2 protein-coding genes are annotated in these 1078 nt (G+C 65.6%); both read left to right on the forward strand.

Annotated elements, in window-relative coordinates; all coding sequences use genetic code 11:
* Positions 1-416 precede the first annotated feature (416 nt).
* A complete protein-coding gene (locus H8B02_RS47440; protein ID WP_229172539.1) occupies positions 417-704 on the forward strand; it encodes a FeoA family protein in 288 nt (95 codons plus the stop codon).
* The coding region (locus tag H8B02_RS47445) for a FeoB small GTPase domain-containing protein (protein ID WP_229172540.1) at positions 701-1078 on the forward strand (378 nt) is incomplete at its 3' end. The genes H8B02_RS47440 and H8B02_RS47445, both read left to right, overlap by 4 nt.

The following is a 1078-nucleotide window of genomic DNA, read 5'->3' on the forward strand; positions in this document are numbered from 1 at the left end:
CCTCGGCAATCTCGGCAGTCTCAGCGAATTGCGTTGTGCAGCGGTCGGCACGGGCGCTCCGGCTTCTTGCGGACCTTAACGCAAACCGTCGCGCCGGAGGAAGCGAAACCCCGCCCGGGATGGCCGTGCGGATGGCGATCCGTCTTCCACAGGCAGCGGAAGGGTGTCCAGAGCGATCGGCCGGCAGCCGGTCCGCGCTCGGGCCCGTCGCGGAGGGGCAATGTCGCCCGCGTGGCCGACCCGATCGTGCCGGCCGGGCGGATGCCGCCGGAGCGATCACGACCTCGTTAGCGAGGGCGCGGCAGTCAAGCGGAAGATCGGCCGGAATGACGATCGCGGACGCCGTTTTTAGGAGTTCTAAAACCACTCACGGGCAAATGCTTGACCCCGTGACTACCTGCTGAAACACAGGCCGCATGACAGGCGATCCAAACTCCTCCCAGGATAACATACAGGACATCCGGCTCGGACATGCGGATCGCGGTTTTGTCGGAAAAATCATCAGGCTCGATGCGCTCGTGACGGGTTCATCGCTCTCTCCGCAGGAGCTCGAGCAGCGCCTGGTGGAGATGGGATTTGTCGAGGGCGCGCGCGTGGAAATCCTGCATGAAGGCACGATCCGGCGGGATCCGATCGCGGTGCGCGTCGACAACATCACGATCGCGCTGCGCCGGAGCGAAGCCATGGCCGTGATCGTCGAATGACAACTGCATCCCTGCGCCTCGCGCTGGTCGGTGCGCCGAACACCGGCAAGACGTCGCTGTTCAACCGGTTGACCGGCAGCAGCCAGAAGGTCGCCAATTATCCCGGCGTCACGGTCGAGCGCAAATCCGGCGGCTTCGTCACGCCGGAGGGCCGCAGCGTGACCGTGCTCGATCTGCCCGGCACCTATTCGCTGCGCGGCCGCAGCCCGGATGAGGAAATCACCCGCGACATCGTGCTCGGCCGCTTCGACGGCGAGGCGGTGCCCGATCTCGTGCTCTGCGTCGCGGACGCCACCAATCTGCGGCTGACCTTGCGGTTGGTGCTCGAGCTGAAGCGCGTCGGCCGGCCGATGATGCTCGTGCTCAACATGATC

It is taken from the genome of Bradyrhizobium altum (assembly GCF_020889705.1).
Lineage (GTDB): Bacteria > Pseudomonadota > Alphaproteobacteria > Rhizobiales > Xanthobacteraceae > Bradyrhizobium > Bradyrhizobium altum.